24 protein-coding genes are annotated in these 24,056 nt (G+C 64.0%); 10 read left to right on the forward strand and 14 right to left on the reverse strand.

All coding sequences use genetic code 11. From position 1 onward, the window contains the following. Positions 1 to 59 precede the first annotated feature (59 nt). Positions 60 to 1,622, forward strand: a complete 1,563-nt coding sequence (locus JQ624_RS31190) for an AMP-binding protein (protein WP_212422741.1) — start codon at positions 60 to 62, stop codon at positions 1,620 to 1,622. Between the two features lie 62 nt (positions 1,623 to 1,684). Here JQ624_RS31190 and minE read toward each other — a convergent pair whose 3' ends face one another. Genes minE through minC form a run of 3 tightly spaced genes read right to left on the reverse strand, consistent with a single transcriptional unit; the run spans position 1,685 to position 3,514 of the window. Further along, positions 1,685 to 1,981 (reverse strand): cell division topological specificity factor MinE, encoded by a 297-nt coding sequence (minE, locus tag JQ624_RS31195; protein ID WP_212422742.1) that lies wholly within the window; start codon positions 1,979 to 1,981, stop codon positions 1,685 to 1,687. Then, positions 1,978 to 2,793: a septum site-determining protein MinD gene (gene minD, locus JQ624_RS31200; RefSeq protein ID WP_212422743.1), complete on the reverse strand. Its 816-nt coding sequence runs from the start codon at positions 2,791 to 2,793 to the stop codon at positions 1,978 to 1,980. Before minD ends, minE begins: the two co-directional genes overlap by 4 nt. Positions 2,794 to 2,812: 19 nt before the next feature. Beyond that, positions 2,813 to 3,514 (reverse strand): septum site-determining protein MinC, encoded by a 702-nt coding sequence (gene minC / locus JQ624_RS31205; RefSeq protein ID WP_212422744.1) that lies wholly within the window; start codon positions 3,512 to 3,514, stop codon positions 2,813 to 2,815. A 594-nt stretch (positions 3,515 to 4,108) separates the two neighbouring features. Here minC and JQ624_RS31210 point away from each other — a divergent pair. Further along, positions 4,109 to 4,657 carry a hypothetical protein gene (locus JQ624_RS31210; protein WP_212422745.1) on the forward strand — a complete coding sequence of 183 codons (549 nt, stop codon included), beginning with the start codon at positions 4,109 to 4,111 and terminating at the stop codon, positions 4,655 to 4,657. A 66-nt stretch (positions 4,658 to 4,723) separates the two neighbouring features. Continuing rightward, positions 4,724 to 6,292, forward strand: a complete 1,569-nt coding sequence (locus tag JQ624_RS31215; RefSeq protein WP_249130204.1) for an ABC transporter substrate-binding protein — start codon at positions 4,724 to 4,726, stop codon at positions 6,290 to 6,292. Positions 6,293 to 6,344: 52 nt separating this feature from the next. Here the strand turns inward: JQ624_RS31215 and JQ624_RS31220 are convergent, their stop codons facing one another. From JQ624_RS31220 to JQ624_RS31250, 7 genes are all read right to left on the reverse strand, one after another. Continuing rightward, entirely contained in the window at positions 6,345 to 7,118 is a 774-nt protein-coding gene (locus JQ624_RS31220) for a thioesterase family protein (protein ID WP_212422746.1), read from the reverse strand. 124 nt (positions 7,119 to 7,242) lie between these two features. Beyond that, positions 7,243 to 7,980 carry an SDR family NAD(P)-dependent oxidoreductase gene (locus JQ624_RS31225; RefSeq protein WP_212422747.1) on the reverse strand — a complete coding sequence of 246 codons (738 nt, stop codon included), beginning with the start codon at positions 7,978 to 7,980 and terminating at the stop codon, positions 7,243 to 7,245. Positions 7,981 to 8,025: 45 nt separating this feature from the next. After that, a complete protein-coding gene (locus JQ624_RS31230; RefSeq protein WP_212422748.1) occupies positions 8,026 to 8,994 on the reverse strand; it encodes a nitronate monooxygenase family protein in 969 nt (322 codons plus the stop codon). A gap of 253 nt (positions 8,995 to 9,247) precedes the next feature. Next, a complete protein-coding gene (locus JQ624_RS31235; RefSeq protein WP_212422749.1) occupies positions 9,248 to 9,826 on the reverse strand; it encodes a hypothetical protein in 579 nt (192 codons plus the stop codon). 49 nt (positions 9,827 to 9,875) lie between these two features. Continuing rightward, a complete protein-coding gene (locus JQ624_RS31240; RefSeq protein WP_212422750.1) occupies positions 9,876 to 10,475 on the reverse strand; it encodes a YqaA family protein in 600 nt (199 codons plus the stop codon). 44 nt (positions 10,476 to 10,519) lie between these two features. Further along, positions 10,520 to 10,987 (reverse strand): phosphoribosyl-ATP diphosphatase, encoded by a 468-nt coding sequence (gene hisE, locus JQ624_RS31245; RefSeq protein ID WP_212422751.1) that lies wholly within the window; start codon positions 10,985 to 10,987, stop codon positions 10,520 to 10,522. Between the two features lie 123 nt (positions 10,988 to 11,110). Next, positions 11,111 to 11,533 carry a hypothetical protein gene (locus JQ624_RS31250; protein ID WP_212422752.1) on the reverse strand — a complete coding sequence of 141 codons (423 nt, stop codon included), beginning with the start codon at positions 11,531 to 11,533 and terminating at the stop codon, positions 11,111 to 11,113. 241 nt (positions 11,534 to 11,774) lie between these two features. Here JQ624_RS31250 and JQ624_RS31255 point away from each other — a divergent pair, with 241 nt between their 5' ends. The 6 genes from JQ624_RS31255 (at position 11,775) to JQ624_RS31280 (ending at position 19,574) form a co-directional block, all read left to right on the forward strand. Then, positions 11,775 to 12,851 (forward strand): ABC transporter substrate-binding protein, encoded by a 1,077-nt coding sequence (locus JQ624_RS31255; protein ID WP_212422753.1) that lies wholly within the window; start codon positions 11,775 to 11,777, stop codon positions 12,849 to 12,851. 257 nt (positions 12,852 to 13,108) lie between these two features. Beyond that, positions 13,109 to 14,887, forward strand: coding sequence for a glucan ABC transporter ATP-binding protein/ permease (locus tag JQ624_RS31260; RefSeq protein WP_212422754.1), 1,779 nt, complete (start codon positions 13,109 to 13,111; stop codon positions 14,885 to 14,887). Between the two features lie 212 nt (positions 14,888 to 15,099). After that, a complete protein-coding gene (locus tag JQ624_RS31265; protein ID WP_212422755.1) occupies positions 15,100 to 16,548 on the forward strand; it encodes a D-alanyl-D-alanine carboxypeptidase family protein in 1,449 nt (482 codons plus the stop codon). Between the two features lie 175 nt (positions 16,549 to 16,723). Next, positions 16,724 to 18,406: a long-chain fatty acid--CoA ligase gene (locus JQ624_RS31270; protein WP_212422756.1), complete on the forward strand. Its 1,683-nt coding sequence runs from the start codon at positions 16,724 to 16,726 to the stop codon at positions 18,404 to 18,406. 21 nt (positions 18,407 to 18,427) lie between these two features. Then, entirely contained in the window at positions 18,428 to 18,979 is a 552-nt protein-coding gene (locus JQ624_RS31275) for a DUF924 family protein (protein ID WP_212422757.1), read from the forward strand. 109 nt (positions 18,980 to 19,088) lie between these two features. Continuing rightward, positions 19,089 to 19,574, forward strand: a complete 486-nt coding sequence (locus tag JQ624_RS31280) for a peroxiredoxin (protein WP_057854710.1) — start codon at positions 19,089 to 19,091, stop codon at positions 19,572 to 19,574. 267 nt (positions 19,575 to 19,841) lie between these two features. Here the strand turns inward: JQ624_RS31280 and rnhA are convergent, their stop codons facing one another. The 3 genes from rnhA to ispH are packed head-to-tail and all read right to left on the reverse strand — an operon-like array spanning position 19,842 to position 22,242. Next, positions 19,842 to 20,294 (reverse strand): ribonuclease HI, encoded by a 453-nt coding sequence (rnhA, locus tag JQ624_RS31285; protein WP_212422758.1) that lies wholly within the window; start codon positions 20,292 to 20,294, stop codon positions 19,842 to 19,844. Further along, the gene (locus JQ624_RS31290) at positions 20,291 to 21,271 is read right to left on the reverse strand and encodes a homoserine kinase (RefSeq protein ID WP_212422759.1); all 981 of its coding nucleotides are present in this window, start codon (positions 21,269 to 21,271) and stop codon (positions 20,291 to 20,293) included. The genes rnhA and JQ624_RS31290 overlap by 4 nt, the downstream gene beginning before the upstream one ends. Before the next feature lie 8 nt (positions 21,272 to 21,279). After that, on the reverse strand, positions 21,280 to 22,242 hold the full coding sequence (gene ispH / locus JQ624_RS31295) for a 4-hydroxy-3-methylbut-2-enyl diphosphate reductase (RefSeq protein WP_212422760.1): 963 nt from the start codon (positions 22,240 to 22,242) through the stop codon (positions 21,280 to 21,282). A gap of 218 nt (positions 22,243 to 22,460) precedes the next feature. Between ispH and JQ624_RS31300 the strand changes: the two genes are divergently transcribed. Continuing rightward, positions 22,461 to 23,159 (forward strand): DUF1013 domain-containing protein, encoded by a 699-nt coding sequence (locus tag JQ624_RS31300; protein WP_212422761.1) that lies wholly within the window; start codon positions 22,461 to 22,463, stop codon positions 23,157 to 23,159. Positions 23,160 to 23,238: 79 nt separating this feature from the next. On the opposite strand, the gene JQ624_RS31305 is transcribed toward JQ624_RS31300, so the two are convergent. After that, positions 23,239 to 23,970 (reverse strand): OmpW family protein, encoded by a 732-nt coding sequence (locus JQ624_RS31305; protein ID WP_212422762.1) that lies wholly within the window; start codon positions 23,968 to 23,970, stop codon positions 23,239 to 23,241. Positions 23,971 to 24,056 lie beyond the last annotated feature (86 nt).

The following is a 24,056-nucleotide window of genomic DNA, read 5'->3' on the forward strand; positions in this document are numbered from 1 at the left end:
AGCGTTGCCGCCAACATTGGCACGGGCGAAGGCCAATTACAAAGCAGCGGGAGAAAAGAATGAGCAATCCGCTCTATGCGTTTCCGGCGGTGTGCGAGCAGACCTTGCGGGCGCTGGCGCGCTACCCGGAGCGGACGGCGTTCAGCTGGCCGGGCGGATCGATCACCTATCGCGGCGCGACCGACATGATCGGGCGCATGCAAAGCGTGTTCATGCAGCTGGGCGTCGAGCCCGGCACCCGCGTCGCGTTTCTCAGCGCCAACCGCGCCGACGCCTGGTGCGCCAGCGTCGCCGCGCAATTATCGCAGCTCGCCATCACCTGGCTGCATCCCTTGGGTTCGCTGGACGATCAGCTATTCCAGCTCGAGGATTCGGAAGCGCAGATGCTGGTGGTCGATGGCGTGACGTTCCGTGACCGCGGCGGCGAACTCGTCGCGAGGGCCTCGAGCCTGAAAACCGTTTTCACGCTCGGGCCGGCCGATTACGGCGCCGATCTCCTGCAGGCGATCGAAGCGACCGGCAGCGCCACGGCGCGCAACTTCGCCGGTCCAGACGACATCGCCACGCTGAACTATACCGGCGGCACGACGGGAAAATCCAAGGGCGCGCTGCGGCACCACCGCGAACTCGGCGGTTCCACCAGCGCGATCATGGCCGATTTCGAAATTCCGGACACGCCGCGCTACCTGACGGTGGCTCCGATCAGCCACGTCGCGGGGACCAAAGTGCTGCCGACGCTGATGCGCGGCGGCACGGTGCACATGCTGAAGGGTTTTGATCCCGAGGCGGTGTTCAAGACCATCGAGCGCGAGAAGATCAACTTCACCCTGTTCGTGCCGACGATGATCTACGTCATGCTCGATCATCCTTCCCTCGACAAGACCGACCTCTCCTCGCTCGAACTGTTGCTGTATGGCGCGTCCGCGATGTCGCCGAGCCGGCTGATCGAGGGTATCGAGCGCATCGGGCCGGTGTTCTCGCAGCTTTACGGCCAGACCGAATGCTATCCCGTGTCGGTGCTGCGCAAGGCCGATCACGATCCCAGGACGCCGGAATTGTTCCTGTCCTGCGGCTTTCCGATCGCCGCGTGTCAGGTCAAAATTCTAGACAATGACGACCGGGAAGTCGCTACCGGCGAGGCCGGCGAAATCTGCGTGCGCGCCAGCCATGTGATGGCCGAATACTGGAAGCGGCCGGACACGACCGCAGAGACGTTGAAGAGCGGCTGGCTGCACACCGGCGACATCGCGCGATCAGACGAGCGCGGCTACATGTTCATCCTCGACCGCAAGAAGGACATGATCGTCTCCGGCGGCTTCAACATCTTTCCGCGCGAGGTCGAAGATGTGCTGTCGCAGCATGCCGACGTCGCGATGGTCGCCGTGGTCGGCGTGCCCGACGACAAATGGGGCGAGGCCGTCACCGCCGTGATAGTCGCCCGCGAAGGCACCCGGCCGAATGCGGATGAGCTGATCAACCTCGTGAAGGCGAAAAAAGGCTCGGCGCATGCGCCCAAGCACATCAAGTTCGTCACTGAGCTTCCAATGACCGGGGTCGGCAAGGTCGACAAGAAGGTGCTGAAGGCCGGCTTCTGGACCGGCCGCGACCGGATGGTGGGGTAGGCCTCACACGGTGGAACGATGGTGTCGCGGACGCGGCGCAGCATCCGGGACACGAAAGATGCCTAGCCGGCCATGCGCCTCTCGATGGCCGCCTTCGACTTGTCGAAATTATTGGGCACCTCGATGTCGACTTCCAACGTCGAGACGGTCTTGCCGCGCTCCAGCTTGACGATGACCTTGTCGGGATCGAGCTGTATGTGTTTCGACACCACCGCGAGGATTTCCTCCCGCAGCGTGACGAGCAGGTCGGACTGGCCGAGCAGCCCGCGCTCGTGTGCCAGCAGAATCTGCAGCCGCTCCCGCGCAACGGGGGCAGTCGCTTCGCGGCTGCCGAACAGCCGCAGCAGCCTCATGCTCATGCAGCCCTCCGACCCAGTAGCCGATCCATGAAGCCCTTGCGTTCGGCCGGCACGACCATGGCGACTTCCTCGCCCATCAGGCGGCGCGAGGCGTCGATATAGGCGCGGGCCGGCGCGCTCTCGGCATTGTTGAGCGTCACCGGCGTGCCGACATTGGACGCCTTCAGGACATCCTGGCTCTCGGGGATGATGCCGAGCAAAGGTGTCGCGAGGATTTCCAGGATGTCGTCGATATTGAGCATCTCGCCGCGCGCCGCGCGCGCCGGATCGTAGCGGGTGATCAGGATATGTTTTTCCACGCGCTCGCCGCGCTCCGCTCTCACCGTCTTTGAATCGAGCATGCCGATGATGCGGTCGGAATCGCGCACCGAGGAAACCTCGGGATTGGTGACGATGACGGCTTCGTCGGCGTAGCGCATCGCGAGCGTCGCGCCGCGCTCGATGCCGGCCGGGCTGTCGCACAGGATCCAGTCGAACCGGCTCCTGAGTTCGGCGATGACGCGGCCGACGCCCTCGTCGGTCAGCGCATCCTTGTCGCGGGTCTGCGAGGCCGGCAGCAGCCAGAGATTTTCGAGGCGCTTGTCGCGGATCAAGGCCTGCGGCAGCTTGGCGACGCCCTGCACCACGTTGATGAGGTCGAACACCACGCGGCGTTCGGCGCCCATCACGAGATCGAGGTTGCGCAAGCCGACGTCGAAATCGACCACCACGACGTTTTGCCCGCTCTGGGCAAGCGCGGCGCCGAGCGCCGCCGTAGAGGTGGTCTTTCCAACGCCTCCCTTGCCTGAGGTAACGACCAGGACCTTGGCCATACGTGATCTCCTTAGCCGGTTAATTCAGCGGGGTAATTTTCATGGTGTCGCCCTGCAGCCAGGCTTGCGCCGGGCGGTTGCGGAGCGAGACGTCGATTTCTTCTGCAGTCTGGTAGTAGCCGTCGATGGCGAGCAGCTCCGCCTCGATCCTCTGGCAGTAGATCCGCGCATTGGAATTGCCGTTGACACCCGCCATCGCGCGGCCGCGCAGCGTGCCGTAGATGTGGATCGATCCGCCGGCGACGATCTCGGCGCCCGACCCGACAGAGCCGAGCACGGTGACATCGCCCTCCATGAAGACGATCGACTGACCCGAACGCACCGGGCTATCGAGCAGTAGCGACGTCGGCTTCGGCTTGGCTTCGGGCTCGGGCTTCTGCACCGGCTCGCTGCGCGTGATCACGCAGGCGCGGCCGCCGGTCAGCAGGGGCGGCATGTTTGCCGCGAGGCGCTCTTCCTCCACGCCCTCGATGCCGAGGACGCGAATGCTGCGCTCGTTGAGGCTGCCGACGAGATGAGCGATGGCGGAGCTACTGAGGTCGACGGCTGCGAGATCGAGCACGATCGGTTTGCCGACGAAATAGCCCGGCGAGCGCGCCAGCGTAGCGTCGATCTCGGCGAGCCATTCCACGATCGGCACGACGGGGCTGAACACGAACGCGACATAGGAACGGCCGCGCAGCCGGACCAATTGACGCGTGGGATCAGCTCGGACGTCCATGATGTTCGACTCGTCTTTCTTATTGAATGGTTAACAATCGGCGAACTTGGTTAACGAGTAATTAATGCGACAACGCGCGCTGCGCGCAGAAAAGCGCGTAACTGGCGGCAAATCCGGCACATTTGTGGCCGATTCTTGCTGTCGGCGACGGGCGACGCGCGTCAAACGCTTTGCGGAAAGGGGTTCCGTGAGTTGTAGTTAACAGAACCTCAACTTACTTTCGTCACGTTTCCGACCTAAATTAGTCCTCGCGCGGTTCCAACAAACTTATGTGTGCTGGTGGACTCCTAGGTCTGGCAGCTCGTGCCGTTGGGCAGACGGACATTTGCCGGCAGGGGACTAGGGCAGTGGAAGCCGTGGGGATGGTGTGGTCGCGAGACATGATCTCGCAGGCAGGTGTCGTCGGACGAAGAGCCGACGCGCTGCACTTTGATTCAAATCTTCCAGGCAAATTTAGCAGCACCTGGAGAGCGGACGTGGATTGTTCCGCGCGCCTGCTCCATCGTCTTAACCCCTTGTCCGATAAGTCCGCAGCCGTGATCGCCGCCAACAATTCCGCCGGGTAATCCGCCAAGTGTTATGAGGAGTATGCGTATGAGTAGTGTGAGTGAGCAGGATCATCTCAATCCCCGCGATCCCCTGTACTACGCGCCGCGCTCGCTGCGTGAGCGGTCGGCTGCGCGCGGAGCAAGCCCGGAGACGCCGTTTTCTCCGGTGTCGTTCGACTCCCAGCTCGAGAGCGCGGTATCCGATGCGCTGCGGCATCCCCTCGATCCCGAGGTCATGCACGAACCCGGCCTGGAGTCGAAGAAGGCATTGTGGACCGTCGCGGCACGCTTCGCCGCCGCCATCGGCGTCGCGGCGCTGGTGGCGCTGTTCTTCGTCGTCGCCGTGCCCGGATCGCGGCAGAGCGATGTTGAGCAGTCGTCGACGTTCGCCAGCGTCGCACAGTCGATCAAGAACGCGCTGTCTCCATCCGGAGAGGCTGCGCCAAGGCCTGCGATCAACGAGTTCCAGGCCCTTCTCGCCGCCTCGCCGGCGAGCGCTCCGCCGGCGTCGGAGCAGGACGGGCAATTGCTCCAGCAGTTCATGCAGTGGCGCGAGAAGCCGGATCCGGCCACGCCACAACGCACCAACCCATAATCCAGACGGAGGGCTGACAATGCCTGAGAACCGACTTACAGCGGACTTGTTCTCAAGGAGTTTGCCATGACCTCGCACCGGATCACCTTGCTGGTCGGGGCCGTGCTCCTCGGGATCGCAGGCAGCGCCCAGGCCGCCGGCGACATTGCGATCGTGCGCGACCTTGCCGGCCGCGTCGGCCCCGTGATCGGCTCGGCCCAGGCCTGCCGCGACATTGCGCGTCCCCGCATCCAGACCATCGTCGACAAGTTTTCACAGGTGATCCGGGAAGCCTCGTCGAACGAGGCGGAGCGTTCTGATCTCACCCAGACGTTCGATCGCACCGTGGCCGAAGGACGCGCCGCCGTGACCTCGGGCAGGATGGATTGTATCCGGGCCGACCGTCAGCTTGCCGATCTCGAACGCTCGATCTCCGGACCGAGCCTCTCCAGCGTCATCGGCCCGTCGCCTGCCGCCGCGGCGACCGCCGCGAATGCAGCGACCGCGCCGACGGCCAATGTCCCGGCCGGACCGCTGCCCCGCGGCATCGGCGAAAAGGAAATCCGCTTCGGCATCGCCGCTCCCTTCTCCGGCTCGGCCCGCGAGCTGGGGCGCCAGATGAAACTCGGAATCGAAACCGCCTTCAACCGGGTCAACGATGCCGGCGGCGTGGACGGCCGGATGCTGAAATTGTTCGCCGCCGACGACGGCTACGAACCTTCGCGCACCGGCGAGGCCATGAAGCAGCTCTATGAGAAGGACCAGGTGTTCGGCATCGTCGGCAATGTCGGCACCCCGACCGCGGTGGTGGCGATCCCTTATGCGCTCGAACGCCGGATGCTGTTCTTCGGAGCCTTCACCGGCGCCAACATCCTGCGCAACGATCCGCCGGACCGCTACGTCTTCAACTACCGCGCCAGCTACGCCCAGGAAACCGACGCGGTCGTTCGCTACCTCGTCAAGATCCGCCGAATACCGCCCAGGCAGATCGCGGTCTTCGCGCAGCAGGACTCCTACGGCGACGCCGGATTTGCAGGAGTCGCAAAGGCGTTTCGTGCCCTTGGCGTCAACGACGGCACCATCCTCCGGCTCAACTACGCGCGAAACACCGTGGATGTGGAAGATGCGGTCAACCAGTTGAAGCTGCAGAAGCCCCCCATCAGGGCGGTCGTCATGGTGCCTACCTATCGGGCCGCGGCAAGGTTCATCGAGAAGACGCGCGATCTCTTTCCCAGCATGATCTACACCAATGTCTCGTTCGTCGGCTCCACCGCGCTTGCCGAAGAACTGAAGCTGCTGGGACCGCGCTACACCAACGGCGTGATCGTGACGCAGGTGGTGCCGGCGGTGTCGGGCTATTCGTCGGCCGTGCTCGAATACAAGAACGCGCTCGCCAAATATTTCCCGGGCGAAGCGCCCGACTACGTTTCGTTCGAGGGCTATGTCGCCGCCAACGTCCTGATCGCGGGCATTAAGCGGACCGGCCCGCAGATCGATACGGAGAAGCTGATCGACACGCTGGAGACGATGCGCAATCTCGACCTCGGTCTCGGGACCCAGTTGAGCTTCGGCCGCTCCGAGCACCAGGCCTCGAACAAGGTGTGGGGCACGGCGCTCGATGAGAGCGGACGCTATCAGCCGCTGGATCTCGAATGACCAGGAGGCCGCGATCCCTGTGATCGCGGCCTCATATGCCTGACGCCTGCGCTCAGCGCTTCTCTATGACCAGACTCTGGATCGCGCGGCCAAAATAGCCGCGCGCATCGGCGAGCCGCGCCATGGCGAGCCCCGCGCCGTCGGGACCGATCCAGGACTCCGCATCGAGCAGGATCCAGTCGCCGGCCGGCTCGCGCGAGAAATTCACGGTAAGATCGGCGTTGAGAAACGTCCATTCGCGAAAATCCAGCACAGCCGAGGTGCCATTGCAGAAATCCGCCGCCGCCATCGCCCGCATCGCCTGCGAAACGGCTGCGCCTGCCACGATCGGCCGATCGACGCGGTACCAGATCGCGCCGGGACCGGGCGAGCCGAACCGGCCGCGGGCGGCGCGCAGCGACATGCCGGTGACGAATGGGCTGGAGGAAAAATCGGCGGGCTCGACGCGCGACTGATCCGGTCCGGGAAGCTCGACCGGCAGGATCGCAGCCTCAGGCGGCAATTCCTGCGCCTGCACCTTGATCTTCAGCACGGTCGCGCCGACTACCACCACGCCGCCGGCGAGCAGCCTGACGGCGCAGAGCTGGATCTTGCGCCCCTCGCGCAAGACTTCGCTCTCGATCGTCAGCGGCGCCACCGGCACGGGGCGCATCAGGTCGACGGTCACGCGCGAGACCCGCATCGCGACCGGCGTCGGAATCCGCTCCGCCGCCCACACCACCAGCGCCGCCGGCGGCGAGCCGTGCTGCATGCTCGGGTCCCATGGGCCCGCCGCATAGGGGCTGGTGACGACGTTGTTGCCGTCAACGCGAAAGATGGCATCCATCGGGTGAGAGGTCCTGTCGATCAAGGGGAACCGCTTCTTGCCTGCTTCGCCTCGGGGAGTCGAGGCCACGGCGCGGCAGACCCTTGCGCGCAATGCGCAAGGGCCATGCGCGTGCATCTATCGGTCAAATGAACGCCATGCCGCCGTTGAGGACGATGGTCCGTCCGGTCATGTAGCCGTTGCCGAGCACCATCGCGACGGCTTGCGCCACTTCCTCGGCCTGGCCCATGCGGCCGAGCGGGATGTTGCGCGCCAGATCGGTCCGGCCGCCCATCATGTCGGTTGCGATCAGCGACGGCGCCACCGCGTTGACGGTGATCCCTTCCTTGACCAGCCGCGCCGCGTAGCCGCGCGTGAGCCCCTCCATGCCGGCCTTGGAAGCGTTGTAATGCGGGCCGATGGCGCCGGCGCCACGCGCCGCGCCCGAGGAGATGTTGACAATGCGGCCCCATTTGCGCGCCCGCATTGCCGGCAGCACAGCCTGGGTGCAGAGAAACGCCGATTTCAGGTTCACCAGAATGGTGCGGTCGAAATCGTCCTCGGTCAGATCATCGACGCCGCGCACGATCGCGACGCCGGCATTGTTGACGAGAATGTCGATCGGGCCGAGCGCGGAAGCGACCTGTTCAACCAGACCGGCAACGCTCGCCGCCTGCGAGACATCGGCCGCGACCGCGATGGCGCGGCCGCCGCCAGTTTTAATCTTCGCGACAATCGCCTCCGCGGCTTCCGCCCGCTCGCGATAATTCACCGCGACAGCGGCGCCAGCTTCCGCAAGCGCCAGCGCAACCGCCGCGCCAATGCCGCGGGACGCGCCCGTCACCAGCGCGACATGCGCACTCAGATCCTGTCCGGCCACCATCGATCCTCCGTCGCGTTCACGACGGGGCGCGCCCCGCAAGACGCATCACAATGCGGGGTCGACCGCCTCGTCATATTCCTTCTTGAAGCGCGCGATCAATTCAGCGGCCGGCAAGACCTTGCCGATGCCGCCGATACCCTGACCAGAGCCCCAGATTTCCTTCCACGCCTTCGGCTTGCTGCGCTCACCGGAGGCGTCGGTGCCAAAACTCATCTTGGAGGGATCTGAGGTCGGCAGATCGTCGGGATTGAGACCGGCCTTGACGATAGACGGCTTGAGATAGTTGCCGTGCACGCCGGTGAACAGGTTCGAATAGACGATGTCTTCCGCCGACGAAGACGTGATCATCTCCTTGTAGCCCTCGACCGCGTTGGCTTCCTCGGTCGCGATGAAGGCCGAGCCGATATAGGCGAAGTCGGCGCCGAGAATGCGCGCCGCGCGGATCGCGCGGCCGTTGGCGATCGCGCCCGACAGCGCGATTGGCCCGTCGAACCAGGCGCGCGTCTCCTCGACGAAGGCAAGCGGCGAGATCGTGCCGGCATGGCCGCCGGCGCCGGCCGCCACCAGGATCAGGCCGTCGGCACCCTTCTCGACCGCCTTGTGCGCGAATTTCTGGTTGATCACGTCGTGGAAGACGATGCCGCCCCAGTCGTGCGCCGCCTTGTTGAGATCCTCACGCGCGCCGAGCGAGGTGATCAACATCGGCACCTTGTACTTCGCGCACACCGCAAGGTCGTGATCGAGCCGGTTGTTGGACTTGTGAACGATCTGGTTCACCGCGAACGGCGCCGACGGCCGCTCCGGATGCGCCTTGTCGTAGGCCGCGAGCTCTTCCGTGATCCGCGCCAGCCACTCGTCGAGGAGCGACGCCGGCCGCGCGTTCAGCGCCGGAAACGATCCGACCACGCCGGCCTTGCACTGGGCGATCACCAGATCGGGCACGGAGATGATGAACAGCGGCGACCCGATCACGGGTATCGACAGGCGACCCTTGAACAGCGCGGGCATGGACATTCGAAGCGATCCTTTGGTTATTCAGGCGAGCGACGCGGAGCAGGATGACTTTTCTACGAATCGTTATCCTGCCCTAGCTATTTTGTTTGAGCATGATCTTTTCGGAAAACCGGTACCCACTTTTCCGGATCATGCTCCTAGAGATGCCAGACGTCATACCAACCAACAAGGCAATCTTTCCAGTGTCAAGTATTGCGTTTTGACGCTGGCGGCGATGCGTTTGAGCATGACCTTCTCCGGCGTTGGAGATGCGCTACTGGCACAGCGCCCTCGTCACGTAATTTTCGGTCTTGCAGTCGCCCGGCTGGCGCTTGTAGCCCGGCAGGTACACTTTCGGCGAGCATTTCTCGGCTGCATCCGTGTCGAGGCTCTTGCCTTCCTTGTAGCCCTTGCTCTGGCACAGCCGGTCGGCGCCGGCCTTGCAGTCCGGCGCGCCGTTGGCCGCCACCAGACACGCCGCCCGTCCGCTCACCATGGTCGAGGGCTTTGCCACGTTCGACAGGCTCTGGCCGGCGTCCTTGGTGCGCGCGTTGAAATCGTCGATGGTCTCGCTCGGGCTCTTCAGCGACGGCAGCAGCGATTTGGATTTCTCGAACAGCTTGCCGATCTCGTTGATCAGGCCCGGATTTTCCTCGCGTCGCGGCAGGGCCGGCTCGATCTGCTGCGGCCCGGGCTGGGCCGGCACCGGTTGCTGCGCCGGCGACTGCAGGCCGAGCGTGGGCTGCGGCGCGGCCTGCGGCCAGGCGCTTTCGATCGGAAACATGGCCACGACGAGGCCAAAGGTCACGAGTTGCGAGCCGAAGCGGATGACATGGCTGATACGATCGAGCATGTGAGCGAGCGTAGCCCAAAGCCCGAGAAACGGCCAAGCGCGCTTTGCGCTAGATCAGCTTGAACGCGATGTAGAAGCCGAGCACCAGAACGACGGCCCCGACGGCGACCCACAGGCCGAGCCGCTTTTCCAGTTCGCTCCGGATCAGGTCGCCGTAGCGGTTGAGCAGGACTGCGACCACGAAGAAGCGCCCGCCGCGCGCCACGATGGAGCACAGGACAAACAGCCAGATATTGTAGCCCGCGAAGCCCGAGGTGATGGTCACGAGCTTGTAGGGGATCGGCGTCAGCCCCTTAACCAGGATGATCACCGCGCCCCATTCGGCATAGGAGGCCCGGAAGGTCTCGACCTTGTCGCTGAGGCCGTAAAGGGTGATGAGCCAGTGCCCGATCGAATCGTAGAGCAGCGCGCCGATCGCGTATCCGAGCAGGCCGCCGGCGACGGAAGCGATCGTGCACACGGTCGCGAACCACCATGCCTTCTTCGGCCGCGCCAGCGACATCGGCAGCAGCATGATATCGGGGGGAATCGGGAAGAACGAGCTTTCCGCGAAGGCGACCGCCGCCAGGATCCAGAGCGCGTAGGGCTTGTCGGCGGCGTCGATGCACCAGTCGTAGGTCCGTTTCAGCATGGCCGCATGAACCATCATGCGGCGGATTTGTCCATGCCGGAAAGGACGGAATTCGAGAGGAATTAGTGCCGTTTACGCAAGGAGCGGCCTTCCAGCGCGACAATTCGCCGCCGGACCGCGGGGGACGCCGTCGCCTTCGGCAGATCCTTGGGCAGGCCCTTGGGCAACGTCTTGGCAGGTAGCGCCTTGCTCGCGAGGGCCTTGGGCATCTTGACCGCCGACTTCGGCAGCTTCTCGGCGATGCCGAGCATTTCCTCGCGCCGCTCCATTTCGCGCCAGACGTCCTCCGGCTTCACACCGGCCGAAGCCCACAGGACGGTCAGGTTATAGAGCAGATCGGCGCTCTCGCGCACCACCGCCTCGGTCTTGCCGTTGACGGCGTCGATGACGACTTCGATGGCTTCCTCGGCGAGCTTCTTGGCCATCTTGGAGGGGCCGCGCAGAAACAGCCGGGCCGTTCGCGACGTTGCCGGATCGAGATCCTTGGCCGCGAGGACAGCCTGATAAAGCCGTGCGAGCGAATCACTCATCCTGCGAACCTAATGCAAAGCCGTGGCGAGCGTGTTAACGGCCGACCTTGCAATCATAAAAAAATCCACCGGCCGGGACGGCCGGTGGATTCATCTTAACGATCGCGATTTTAGCGGCCGCGTTTACCAGTCAGCGAGGGGATGCCCGCGATAGTAGGGCACGGTCGATCGATAGTAACCGCCGCCGTAGTAACCCGGGCTGCCGTAGTAGACGGGTCCACCGTAATAGGCAGGCCCGCCGTCGTAGTAGCCATAGCTGTCATAATAGTCGCGGCGGTTCTGGGCGGCCGCGATCGCAAGGCCTGTACCGACGATGCCGGCGAACGCTGCTGCCGCGGCGGCACCGCCGCCACCATGGTAGTGCCTGCGGCGGGCGCTGATGTCGGTCGCGTCACTGGTCCCGGTCGAAGCGGTCACACCCTTGGCCGAAGACGCGGAGCCCGCGAAGGCCATCGACGGCTGCACGGCCGTCAGCGCCATCGCCACCACCGTCGCAGCCGCGCCGGCGCGGCCGATCGATGAGAACACACCTTTTCGCGCAAACATCTCGATATCCTCCGTGGGAGCTGGCCCGACAGGCCTCAGATAGCTAACCACTGAGCGCACACTAGGTTCCCCATTCCGAACGGCAGCTGAACGATCCCTGGCAAAATCATGGCAGTCATCGACCGTTCAGGTTAGATGCTGCAGAATGGCTCGCCCAAAGGCGATTCAAGCCGTTGGCGATGTCACGAAACAGTCATCGCCGGCGCGGCAACTTGTCCCACCTCGTGCTGATGTAACCTCGATGCGTGCTGTCAGGACCAAAGCCATCCGCTCCCGCCTGAGCACTCTCTTGGCCTCCTTTGCCGGGCTGTGTGCGATTGCGGGCTTGATGGCGAGCAATGTCCTGGCCGCAGACGAGCCTCGGGCCCCGCTCCAGATCCAGTTTTCGCTCGACCGTCCGATCGACGCCGCGGCTGCGCCGTTCGTTATGGCCACAGCCGGCGGCCTGTTCGGCGCGGAAGCGCTGGCGGTCACGACCAACATCGCCAGCGGATCGTTGGACGCGATTGCGCGCGTCGCGGCAGGCACCAGCGATTTTGCCCTCGTCGACATCAACGCGTTGATGCGGTTTCGCGACAAGGACAAGCAGGGCGGCCCCAGGATCAAGGCGGTGTTCGTGCTGTTCAACAAGGCGCCCTATTCCATCATCGCCCGCAGGAGCCGTGGCGTCCGCGCGCTGACTGACATCGAGGGCAAGACTCTCGGCGTCGCCGAAGGCGACCTGTCGGTCCGGCTGTGGCCGGCGGTGGCAAACCTGAACGGCATCAAGATCAAGACCGTGAAACAGAGCAGCATCAGCGCCGCGGTGCGCGAGCCGATGTTGTCGGCAGGCCAGATCGATGCCGTGACCGGATTTTCCTATCTGTCGGCGATCCATTTGAAGGACCGCGGCGTGCCGGCCGACGATCTCGCGGTGCTGAAATTCGCCGACTATGGCTGCGAGGCCTATGGTTTCGCTGTGATCGTCAATCCGGCGCTGGCGGCCGCCAAGCCCGAGGCGGTGAAGGGGTTCGTGCGAGCCGTGATCGGCGGCCTGCATCTGACCATCAAGCACCCGGCGGGCGCCGCGACCGAAGTCGCCAATCGCATGGACGGCGGCTCAAAGGACCTCGAACTCGAACGCCTGCAAGCCATCCTGCGCGACAACGTCCTGACCAGCGAAGTGAAACGCAACGGCATCGGCGCGATCGATGCGGCGCGCTTCGAACGCTCGATCGACCAGGTCGGGGAAGATTTCAAGTTTCAGAAGCGGCCGCAGGCCTCTGACATCTTCGACGACCAGTTCCTGCCGCCGCTCAACAGCCGTTTGATCAATTAGGAAAAGTGTTACCCCTCATGGTGAGGAGCGCGTCTTCGCGCGTCTCGAACCATGAGGCCCCACCTCGCTCGTAGCCCATCCTTCGAGACGCCGCTTTGCGGCTCCTCAGGATGAGGTCGGTGGACGTGTCCGCCAAGCGATTAAAGGGAAAAGCGACTGGAAGATAAAGTGATCGCGCTCTGGTTCTCTACCGCGATCCCTGATTAGAATGCGTCCCTGCTGATCACGCCCCCGCTTGCTTCCGAGTCCTTATCCGAATGTCCATGCTGCGCCTTTACACCCGCGTCCTCGAGCTGCTCGGCAAAGAGGCGCGGCTGGGCTGGATTCTCGCCGTCGCCAACCTGCTGCTGGCCGGCGCGCAATTCGCCGAGCCGGTCCTGTTCGGCAAGATCGTCGATGTGCTCTCCGGCAAGCCGCAGACCGGGCCGCTGGCCTCGAACTCGGCCTGGCCGCTGCTGGCGGCCTGGGTGGCGTTCGGCCTGTTCACCATCGGCTGCAGCGCCATTGTCGCGCTCCACGCCGACAAGCTGGCGCACCGCCAGCGCCAGGCGGTGCTGACGGATTATTTCGAACACATCATGCAACTGCCGCTGACCTTCCACACCGGCACCCATTCCGGCCGATTGATGAAGGTAATGCTGAACGGCACTGACTCGCTGTGGCGGCTCTGGCTCGCCTTCTTCCGCGAGCACTTTGCCGCCATCCTGTCGCTGGTGGTGCTGCTGCCGCTCGCGCTTTACATCAACTGGCGTCTGGCGATCCTGCTGTTCGTGCTGTGCGTGGTGTTCACGGTGCTGACCACGCTGGTGGTGCGCAAGACCTACGGCATGCAGAGCGAGGTCGAGGCGCAGTACAGCGATCTGTCCGCGCGCGCCTCCGACGCGCTCGGCAATGTCGCGCTGGTGCAGAGCTTCGTGCGGATCGACGCCGAAGTTCAGGGCCTGCGCTTTGTGGCCGACAAGCTGCTCGCCGCGCAGATGCCGGTATTGGGCTGGTGGGCGCTGGTCACCGTCATCACCCGCGCTTCCACCACCATCACCGTGCTCGCGATCTTCACCGTCGGCATCTACCTGCACGCACAGGGACAGACGACGGTCGGCGAGATCGTGATGTTCGTGAGTTTTGCGACCATGCTGATCCAGAAGCTCGAACAGGTGGTGAGCTTCATCAACAGCGTGTTCATGGAGGCGCCTCGCTTACAGGAATTCTTCGACGTGCTGGACGCTGTACCCGCGGTGCGCGACCGGCCCGGGGCGGTCGATACCGGGCGGCTTTCCGGCCTCGTCGAATTCCACGACGTCTCATTCTCCTATGACGGCAAGCGGCCCGCGGTCGAAGACGTTTCGTTTACCGCGCTGCCGGGTCAGACCATTGCCCTGGTCGGCCCGACCGGCGCCGGCAAGTCGACGGCGATCGCGCTGTTGCACCGCGCCTTCGATCCGCAGTCCGGCATCATCAAGATCGACGGCATGGATATCCGCGCCTTGAAGCTGACCGCCTTGCGGCGGAACATCGGCGTGGTGTTCCAGGAGGCGCTGCTGTTCAACCGCTCGATCGCCGAGAATCTGCAGGTCGGCAAGCCGGACGCCACCGACGAGGAAATGCGCATCGCCGCCGGGCGGGCGCAGGCGCTCGAATTCATCGAGCGCAGCGAGAAGAAATTCGAAACCCATGCCGGCGAGCGCGGCCGCATGCTCTCCGGCGGCGAACGGCAACGCCTGTCGATCGCACGCGCCCTGTTGAAAGACCCGCCGATCCTGATCCTCGACGAGGCGACCAGCGCGCTCGACGCCGTCACCGAGGCCAAGGTCAATGCGGCCCTCGATGAGGTCATGAAGGGCCGCACCACGTTTGTGATCGCGCACCGGCTTTCGACCATCCGCAACGCCACCCGCATCCTGATGTTCGACAATGGACGGGTGATCGAAAGCGGAACTTTCGATGAACTGGTGGCCAAGGGCGGACGCTTTGCGGAACTCGCGAAGGCCCAGTTCATGGTGCAGGAGGGCGCGCGCGCCGGAATCGAGGTCAAATAAGGCCTGCGTGAGCGCGATCACGGTTTAGATATCGCCGAATTTGCGACGATTTCGTCCACGATTTAGTTGCCCGGCCTCTGTTCTGGCCCGCCAAGCCGGTATAGGTTTGCGCCTGCCGCAAAGCGACGGCGCCGGACACGCTTGAAACCCGAACGTTAGATCGAGAGGACCTCCTTTTTTCAAGGCGGGTCTCAAAGGACCGGAACGGAAAAGTGCATTTTCTTCGCCCGCTGCTTCGCGCTTCCTCGTTGAACTGGATTTTCCTGGCGACGGCGCTTGCCGTCGTGACGCCGCGCGCCGCGCACGCCGAGGCGCTGCTGGTCGTCGAAGCCGATACCGGCAAGGTGCTGCAGGCCGACAACGCCACCATGCCGTGGTATCCCGCCTCGGTGACCAAGATCATGACCGCCTACGTCACGCTGAAGGCCGTGAAGGAAGGGCGTCTGTCGCTCGACACGCTGCTGACGGTATCGCCGGTCGCAGCCTCGCAGTCGCCGTCCAAGATGGGTTTCCGTCCGGGCATCCAGGTCACCGTCGACAACGCGCTGAAGATGATGATGGTGAAGTCGGCCAACGACATGGCCGTGGTGCTCGCCGAAGGCGTCGGGGGATCGGTCGACGGTTTCTCGGCCATGATGAACCAGACCGCGCAAAAGCTCGGCATGACGCAGACGAGCTACGTCAATCCCAACGGCCTGCCCGCGGACGGACAGATCACCTCGGCGCGCGATCTCGCGATCCTGGCGCGCGCGGTGATTCGCGACCTGCCGGAATACGAATACTTCATGCACATTCCCTCGATCCGCTACGGCCGCAGGGTGACGCAGAATTTCAACAAGCTGATCGGGCGTTATCCCGGCGCCGACGGCTTCAAGACCGGCTTCATCTGCGCTTCCGGTTACAATCTGGTCGCCTCCGCCACGCGCAACGGCAAGCGCCTGATCGCCGTCGTGCTCGGCGCATCCTCGGGACAGGCGCGCGCGGTTCGCGCGGCGCAATTGCTGGAGCGCGGCTTCGGCGGCAACGGGCTGGGCTGGCTGAAGCCCGCGCTCGGTACCGTCGACAATCTGGTTCCGATCGATGCGACGCCGCCGAACCTGCGCGAGGAGATGTGCAACGGCAAGCGCAAGCGGCCGGCCACCGACGAGGACGCCGACGTCGTCGCCACCAACGGCAACGCGTCGACCGGCGAGACCGCGGTCACGTTCTTCACCGCCGGGCTGCAGCCGCCGATGGCCAAGCCCTCGGAAATGCTGGCTGCCGCGGCGGAGCCGTCCGAACCTGTTCCGGTCTATACCGGCCCGACCAAGACCGGCACGGCACTGATCGCGGCCGTTGCGGCGGACGCCGAGCAGCAGACGCCGGCAAAGCGCGGCAAGAAATCGAAGATGGCAGCGAAGAAGCCCGCCGCCGCGGCGCCCAAGACTGAAGCCAAGGCGGAAGCCGGCGCAAAGCCAGCCAAGCCTGCTGCGGTCAGGCATGCGAGTGCCAGACCGGAGGCTGCCGCCAAGCCGGCCGCCTCGGCCGAAAAGAAGCCGGCCGCTTCGGCCGACAGAAAGCCGGCCGCCAAGCCCGCCGCCGCCGCAGACAAGCCCGCGCCGAAGCCGGCCAAGCCGAAGGCTGCCGCTAAACCCAAGGGCGAAAACAAGCCGGCTGGTTAACGGGCCGCGAAGCCGCGTAATTTGGCAGTTTTCTGCCGTTAGGCCGAATTATTCCAGATCGCCGAAATGCGTCGATAGCACCCAGCCGCTTGCCATCGGCGGCGGCATTCACAATACTGCCCAAAACAAGGCGTGCCCGGCCAGGAAACAGGGAAACAACCAGAGGGGAAATACCATGGAGCGGATCTGGCTCAAGCAATATCCGGCCGGCGTGCCAGCCGATATCGATGTCACCCAGTACTCATCGCTGGTCGAGCTGTTGGAAGAAAGCTTTGCGAAGTTCGCCGACCGCAAGGCGTTCATCTGCATGGACAAGTCGATCAGCTACCGCGACCTCGACGAAATGTCGGCCGCACTTGGCGCCTATCTGCAGAGCAAGGGCCTGCAAAGGGGCGCCCGCGTCGCGCTGATGATGCCGAACGTGCTGCAATACCCGGTCTCGACCGCCGCCGTGCTGCGCGCCGGCTATGCTGTGGTGAACGTCAACCCGCTCTACACCCCGCGCGAGCTCGAGCACCAGCTCAAGGATTCCGGTGCGGAAGCGATCGTCGTTCTGGAGAATTTCGCCACCACGGTGCAGCAGGTAATCGCAAGGACCGCGGTCAAGCATGTGATCGTCGGCAGCATGGGCGACCTGCTCGGCTTCAAGGGCGTGATCGTCAACCTGGTGGTCCGCAAGGTGAAGAAGATGGTGCCGGCCTGGTCGATCCCGGGCGCGGTCTCGTTCAACGAGGCGCTCGCCGCCGGCCGCAGCTTGAAGCTCAACAAGCCGAAGCTCACGCTCGATGATGTCGCCTTCCTGCAATATACCGGCGGCACCACCGGCGTCTCCAAGGGCGCGACGCTGCTGCACAAGAACATTCTCGCCAACGTGCTGCAGAATGACGCCTGGCTGCAGCCGGCGCTGAAGAAGCCGCCGATTGTCGACCAGATGGTCATCGTCTGCGCGCTGCCGCTCTATCACATCTTTGCACTGACCGCGTGCTACCTCCTGGGCGTGCGCGCCGGCGGCACCAATCTGCTCATTCCCAACCCGCGCGACATGGCCGGCTTCGTCAAGGAGCTGGCGAAGTACCAGGTCAGCTTTTTCCCGGCCGTCAACACGCTCTACAACGGCCTGTTGAACACACCGGGGTTCGACAAGCTCGATTTCTCCAAACTGAAAATCTCCAACGGCGGCGGCATGGCGACGCAAAAGCCCGTTGCCGAGAAATGGCTGAAGACCACCGGTTGCGCACTGTCGGAAGGCTACGGCCTGTCGGAGACGTCGCCGACGCTGACCTGCAATCGCGCCGACATCGAGGAGTTCTCCGGTACGATCGGCCTTCCCGTGCCCTCGACCTATCTCTCGATCCGCGACGACGACGGCAAGGAAGTGCCGCTCGGCGAAGCCGGCGAGATCTGCGCCAAGGGCCCGCAGGTGATGGCCGGCTACTGGAACAGGCCGGAAGAGACCGCGAATGTGATGACGCCTGACGGCTTCTTCCGCACCGGCGACATCGGCGTGATGGACGAGCGGGGCTACACCAAGATCGTCGATCGCAAGAAGGACATGATCCTGGTCTCCGGCTTCAACGTCTATCCCAACGAGATCGAGGAAGTGATCGCGAGCCATGCCGGCGTACTCGAATGCGCCGTGATCGGCGTACAGGACTCCAAGTCCGGCGAGGCGGTGAAGGCCTTCATCGTCAAGAAGGACCCGAACCTCACGGCTGAGGAGGTCATCAAGTACTGCGGCACGCAGCTGACCGCCTACAAGGTCCCCAAGCAGATCGAGTTCAGGACCGATCTGCCCAAGACCAATGTCGGCAAGATCCTGCGCCGCGAACTGCGCGACGAGAAGAAGGCCGCGGCCTAAGGGCGTACAGGCTTCCTGTCGATGGCTGAAGCCCCCGTCACGCCGGCCGAAATTCTGGCGTTCTGGCGTGACGCCGGCCCCGACCGCTGGTACCGGCGCGACGACGGCTTCGACGCGGAGGTGCGCCGGCGCTTTTTCGGCCTGTGGCAGCGCGCGGCCGCCGGCGAATTATCGACATGGGAAACGAGCGATGACGGCGCGCTGGCGCTCGTCATCGTGCTCGACCAGTTTCCCCGCAACATGTTCCGCGGCGACATCAGGACCTATGCCAGCGACCGCCTCGCGCGCGAGGTGGCGCACCGCGCCATCGACCGTGGCCTGGACGGGCGGATCGATCCCGCTTTACGTGAATTCCTCTATCTGCCGTTCATGCATTCGGAGCATCTGGCCGACCAGTTGCGCTGCGTCCTGCTCTCACGGGAGGCAGGCCTTGCCGAAAGTGCGAAATGGGCCGAGCACCACGCCGATATTATCCGGCGGTTCGGCCGCTTTCCTCACCGCAACCGCCTGCTGGGCCGCGCGACCACGCCAGAGGAGCAGGCCTTCCTGGACAAAGGCGGGTTTTCGCCGTGATGACGGAAGCGTGAACGACCCTAGCCGTTGCCGTTTCAACCCCTGCGAATATTGTGCCCGTTGCCCGCCCGGTCTAAGACACAAACCGCTCATTGAGGGAGAATTGACGATGACGATCCAAGTTGGCGACAAGCTGCCGGAAGCCAAGTTTCGCGTGATGACGGCGGAGGGCCCGCAGGTCAAAACCACCGACGATATTTTCAAGGGCAAGAAGGTGGCGCTGTTCGCGGTGCCCGGCGCCTATACCGGCACCTGCCACAAGATGCATCTGCCGAGCATCTTCCTCAACGCCTATGCCATCAAGGACAAGGGCGTGAATACCATCGCCATCGTCTCCGTCAATGACGCCTTCGTCATGAACGCCTGGAAGCGCGACACCGACCAGCGCGACGAAGCGGTGTTCCTCGCCGACGGCAATGCCGATTTCACCAAGGCGATCGGCATGGAGCTCGACGCCTCCGGCAACGGCCTCGGCATCCGCTCCAAGCGCTATTCGATGCTGGTGGACGACGGCGTGGTCAAGAAGCTCAACCTCGAACCGGCGCCCGGCAAGGTCGAGGTCTCCGGCGGCGATACGCTGCTGGGGCAGCTTTAAAGCGTCCGTCATTGCGAGCGAAGCGAAGCAATCCATCTCACCGCGCATGCTGGAGCATGGATTGCTTCGTCGCTACGCTCCTCGCAATGACGACGGGTTGGTGCTCGCCTCCTGCAAATCGTCGTCGCCCGGCTTGACCGGGCGATCCAGTACGCTGCGGCTTCTCCGTATTTCACAAACGTCTCTGGGATACTGGGTCACCCGCCTTCGCGGGCGACGACGGCGTTGGCTATCGCAGCATCGCGTAGGACGGATAGAGCGAAGCGCTCAAGCCTTCAGCCGCGCCATCGCGATGCCTTCGCGCGCCAATTGATCGGCGCGCTCGTTTTCGGCGTGGCCGGCATGGCCCTTGATCCAGTGCCAGCGCACCTGATGCGGTTTCAGCGCGGCATCGAGCCGCTGCCATAGTTCGACGTTCTTGACCGGCTTCTTGTCCGCGGTGCGCCAGCCGTTCCGCTTCCAGCCGTGTATCCAGCTTGTAATGCCCTGGCGCACGTACTGGCTGTCGGTGGTGAGGTCGACCACGCATGACTTCTTCAGCGCTTCCAGCGCCGAGATCGCCGCCATCAGCTCCATGCGGTTGTTGGTGGTGTGAGCCTCGCCGCCCTTCAGTTCCTTCTCTTTGTCGCCGAATCTCAGGATGGCGCCCCAGCCGCCGGGACCGGGATTGCCCGAGCAGGCGCCGTCGGTGAAGACCGTCACGTGAGGCGGTTCGCTCAAGCGACGTATCCTGGCTGGATCAAGCCGTAATCGCGCACGCTCGCGACGTTCTGGTGGAAGCGCAGCTTGCGGACATATTCGAGCGGATCCTTTGGCTTCACCAGCGCGCCCGGCGGCACGTTGAGGAAATCGACCAGCCGCGTCAGCAGGAAACGCAGCGACGCGCCGCGTGCCAGCAACGGCAGCGCCTCCTGTTCGGCCTCCGACAATTGGCGCTCGCGGCCATAGGCGTTGAGCAGCGCGCGGGCCTTGGTGACGTTGAAGGCATGATCCACTTCGAAGCACCACGCGTTCAGGCAGATCGCGACGTCGTAGGCCAACATGTCGTTGCAGGAAAACGGGAAGTCGATCAGCCCCGACAATTTATCGCCGAGGAAGAACACGTTGTCGGGAAACAGATCGGCATGGATGACGCCGGGCGGCAGATCTTTCGGCCAGCACGCTTCGAGGTGATCGAGTTCGCGCGCGATGAAGTCCTGCAGACCGGGCGCGACGCTATCCGCACGCGGCGCAGCGAGATCGAACAAAGGCCGCCAGCCCTCGACCGACAGCGGGTTCTTGCGGAACATCGGGAAGTCGCGTCCCGCCAGATGCATTTTCGCGAGCGCTTCGCCCACGCCGGTGCAATGCGCGGCGTTGGGCCGCCGCGGCCACACGCCTTCGAGGAAGTTGATGATCGCCGCCGGACGCCCGGCCAGTTCGCTGTAGACCTCGCCCGTGCGATTCCTGGCCGGCTGCGGGCAACGCACGCCGCGCTCGGCCAGATGCGCCATCAGTGACAGGAAGTACGGCAGGTCATCCACCGCCACGCGCTTTTCGTAGAGCGTGAGGATGAACGCGCCCTTGCTGGTATGCAGCAGGAAGTTGGAATTCTCGACGCCCTCGGCGATGCCCTTGTAGGAGAGCAACTCGCCGATGTCGTAGCCTTTCAGGAACTCCGCGAGGTCTTCGGCGGCGACGTCGGTGTAAACCGCCATGAGAAACCTCAGGCGGCGTCGGGTCGCAGCGAGCGCGGCAGCGGGAAGAACTCGTTCTCTTCCGCAGCCGAGACCGTCTCCACATGCAGCTCATAGCGCTCGGCGAAGGCGCCCATGATTTCCTCGACGATCACTTCCGGCGCGGAGGCTCCGGCCGTGATGCCGAGGCTCTTGATGCCCTCGAAGCGCGACCAGTCGAGATCCGAGGCGCGCTGCGCCAGGATCGCGACCTTGCAGCCCTCGCGCTCGGCGACTTCGCGCAGGCGCTGCGAGTTCGACGAGTTCGGCGCGCCGACCACGATCAGGGCATCGACCACCGGCGCCACCTTCTTGACCGCGAGCTGGCGGTTGGTGGTGGCGTAGCAGATGTCTTCCTTGTGGGGCCCGTTGATGTTCGGGAAACGCTCCTTGAGGAGGGCAACGATCTCGGCGGTGTCGTCGATCGACAGCGTCGTCTGGGTCACGAAAGCAAGATTGTCCGGATCCTTCGGACTGAACGTCTTGGCGTCTTCCGCGGTCTCGATCAGCGTCACCGCGCCGGCCGGCAACTGGCCGAGCGTGCCGACCACCTCGGGGTGATGGGAATGCCCGATCAGCAGGATTTCGCGGCCGCGCTTGAAATGGATCGCAGCCTCGCGGTGCACCTTCGTGACCAACGGGCAGGTCGCGTCCAGCGAGAAGAAATTGCGGGCGCGGGCGTCGGCCGGAACCGATTTGGGAACCCCATGGGCCGAGAACACCACCGGGGCGTTGGTATTATCAGGGATTTCGGCGAGTTCCTCGACGAAGATCGCGCCCTTGGTCTTCAGGCTGTCGACCACGTAGCGGTTGTGCACGATCTCGTGACGGACATAGACGGGGGCACCATAGATGGCGAGCGCCCGTTCGACGGTATCGATCGCCCGCACCACCCCGGCGCAGAAGCCGCGAGGAGAACAAAGCACGATTCTGAGGTCTGGTTTGGCTGGCATCGGGGCTATCTCGGGACCGAATCACCCCTTGCCGGCGGGCAGGGAACGGCCAATTCGGATAAGGACTTGGGACTGCTTTCGGGCTCTGTCAAGGCACTTTAGCAGACCATTGCGCCAATACCCCGGGAAGGCGTATATAGCGCCCTAATTCCCGTCATCACCGATGACCATAGGCTTCGCCTCCAAAAGAGGTGGGCGAGGCACAAAGGAGATTTGCCATGAGCAATGCACCGCTGATGCCAAAAGCGACTGCCGTGTGGCTGGTTGACAATACCGCGCTGACTTTCGACCAGGTGGCCGATTTCACCAAAATGCACCCCCTCGAGGTCCGCGCCATCGCCGACGGCGACGCCGCCCAGGGCATCAAGGGCATGGACCCGATTTCGACCGGCCAATTGACCCGCGACGAGATCGAAAAGGGCGAAAAAGACCCGAATTACCGCCTCAAGCTCGGCGAGAGCAAGGTTGTGCTGCCGCCGGCCGCCAAGAAGAAGGGCCCGCGCTACACCCCGGTGTCGCGCCGCCACGAGCGGCCGAGCGCGATCCTGTGGCTGGTCCGCAACCACCCCGAGCTGAAGGACGCGCAGATCATGCGCCTCGTCGGCACCACCAAGACCACCATCGCGAGCGTCCGCGACCGCACCCACTGGAATGCCTCGACGCTGACCCCGATGGACCCGGTGACGCTCGGCCTGTGCTCGCAGATCGAGCTCGATTTCGAGGTGCAGCGCGCGGCCAAGGAAAAGCCGGTGCCCGCGGCCTACGGCGGCGCAACGCTGCTGCCGGCCTCCGAGACCACCAAGAAGGAGCCGGAATTCGAGTCGAGCGAAAGGACGGAAGACGATCTCAATGTCGACGCCGTGTTCGCCAAGCTAAAGACGATCGGCGGCAAGAAGCGGGACGACGAGGAGGAGTAAGCTTCCTCGCGTTCAGTCCGAAAAATTTCGAACGCGGCGGATCGCTCCGCCGCGTTTTTTCTTGGGAGCCTGAGCCGCGTCAGAACTTGTAGGTGACGCCGCCGCCCACCAGCCAGGGATCGATGTGGGCCGTGCCGCTGACGGGAATTACGCCGTTGACGGTGGCCGAATAGTTCGGCTGCAGCCACAGCTTCTTCACGTCGACGTTGAGGCCCCAGTGCTTGTCCAGCATATAATCGAAGCCGAACTGCACGGCGCCGCCCCATTCGTTGCTGACGTGCAGGTTGGTCACTGTAAGCCCGGCGAACGGAACGTTGGCGGCCGAATTATTGAAGAACACCGTATAATTGACGCCGGCACCGATGTACGGCTTGAACGCGCCGAAATTGGTGAAGTGATACTGCAACGTGAGGGTCGGCGGCAGCAGCGTGGTCTTGCCGATATCGAGGCCCTGAAGCGTGCCCGTTCCGGTGATATGATGCCGCGTGACGCCGAGGATCAATTCGGCGGCGATGTTGGGCGTGAAGAAATAGGAGATGTCGAGCTCGGGGATGACCTGATTGTTGATGTCAAGACCTGAGTTCGGCGAGGACAGCGCGGGCACACCCGCGACATTGACCGTGCTGTCACCGCCATCCGGAATCACGCCGAGCACACGCAGACGGATCATCCAGGGATTCCAGGCTTCCACCGCCGGAGCCGGTGCCTTCTTGTAGACCGGCAAGTCTGCGGCCTGCGCCGAGGCAAATGCCCCCGCGAGCGCCGCGGCGAGCACTGCCAGCGACGCGGTTTTTCGAACTATTCTTCGCATTGGAATCCCCTTCAGCCATGCGCGCTTCGTTGCGCGACACGCCTGTCACAGCAGGAACGGGGGGCGGAAAGATTTGATATCGATCA

It is taken from the genome of Bradyrhizobium sp. AUGA SZCCT0283 (assembly GCF_018130385.1).
In the GTDB taxonomy this organism is placed as follows: Bacteria; Pseudomonadota; Alphaproteobacteria; order Rhizobiales; family Xanthobacteraceae; genus Bradyrhizobium.

Bases quoted from the DNA above. Each gene is read 5' to 3' on its own strand.
- minD (WP_212422743.1), bottom strand. From the start codon at position 2,793: ATGGCCAAGGTCCTGGTCGTTACCTCAGGCAAGGGAGGCGTTGGAAAG.
- JQ624_RS31235 (WP_212422749.1), bottom strand. From the start codon at position 9,826: ATGCTCGATCGTATCAGCCATGTCATCCGCTTCGGCTCGCAACTCGTG.
- JQ624_RS31275 (WP_212422757.1), top strand. From the start codon at position 18,428: ATGGCTGAAGCCCCCGTCACGCCGGCCGAAATTCTGGCGTTCTGGCGT.
- JQ624_RS31230 (WP_212422748.1), bottom strand. From the start codon at position 8,994: ATGTCCATGCCCGCGCTGTTCAAGGGTCGCCTGTCGATACCCGTGATC.
- JQ624_RS31225 (WP_212422747.1), bottom strand. From the start codon at position 7,980: ATGGTGGCCGGACAGGATCTGAGTGCGCATGTCGCGCTGGTGACGGGC.
- minC (WP_212422744.1), bottom strand. From the start codon at position 3,514: ATGGACGTCCGAGCTGATCCCACGCGTCAATTGGTCCGGCTGCGCGGC.
- ispH (WP_212422760.1), bottom strand. From the start codon at position 22,242: ATGCCAGCCAAACCAGACCTCAGAATCGTGCTTTGTTCTCCTCGCGGC.
- JQ624_RS31240 (WP_212422750.1), bottom strand. From the start codon at position 10,475: ATGATGGTTCATGCGGCCATGCTGAAACGGACCTACGACTGGTGCATC.
- hisE (WP_212422751.1), bottom strand. From the start codon at position 10,987: ATGAGTGATTCGCTCGCACGGCTTTATCAGGCTGTCCTCGCGGCCAAG.
- JQ624_RS31210 (WP_212422745.1), top strand. From the start codon at position 4,109: ATGAGTAGTGTGAGTGAGCAGGATCATCTCAATCCCCGCGATCCCCTG.
- JQ624_RS31250 (WP_212422752.1), bottom strand. From the start codon at position 11,533: ATGTTTGCGCGAAAAGGTGTGTTCTCATCGATCGGCCGCGCCGGCGCG.
- JQ624_RS31270 (WP_212422756.1), top strand. From the start codon at position 16,724: ATGGAGCGGATCTGGCTCAAGCAATATCCGGCCGGCGTGCCAGCCGAT.
- JQ624_RS31280 (WP_057854710.1), top strand. From the start codon at position 19,089: ATGACGATCCAAGTTGGCGACAAGCTGCCGGAAGCCAAGTTTCGCGTG.
- JQ624_RS31255 (WP_212422753.1), top strand. From the start codon at position 11,775: ATGCGTGCTGTCAGGACCAAAGCCATCCGCTCCCGCCTGAGCACTCTC.
- JQ624_RS31290 (WP_212422759.1), bottom strand. From the start codon at position 21,271: ATGGCGGTTTACACCGACGTCGCCGCCGAAGACCTCGCGGAGTTCCTG.
- JQ624_RS31190 (WP_212422741.1), top strand. From the start codon at position 60: ATGAGCAATCCGCTCTATGCGTTTCCGGCGGTGTGCGAGCAGACCTTG.
- JQ624_RS31300 (WP_212422761.1), top strand. From the start codon at position 22,461: ATGAGCAATGCACCGCTGATGCCAAAAGCGACTGCCGTGTGGCTGGTT.
- JQ624_RS31215 (WP_249130204.1), top strand. From the start codon at position 4,724: ATGACCTCGCACCGGATCACCTTGCTGGTCGGGGCCGTGCTCCTCGGG.
- JQ624_RS31305 (WP_212422762.1), bottom strand. From the start codon at position 23,970: ATGCGAAGAATAGTTCGAAAAACCGCGTCGCTGGCAGTGCTCGCCGCG.
- minE (WP_212422742.1), bottom strand. From the start codon at position 1,981: ATGAGCATGAGGCTGCTGCGGCTGTTCGGCAGCCGCGAAGCGACTGCC.
- JQ624_RS31220 (WP_212422746.1), bottom strand. From the start codon at position 7,118: ATGGATGCCATCTTTCGCGTTGACGGCAACAACGTCGTCACCAGCCCC.
- JQ624_RS31260 (WP_212422754.1), top strand. From the start codon at position 13,109: ATGTCCATGCTGCGCCTTTACACCCGCGTCCTCGAGCTGCTCGGCAAA.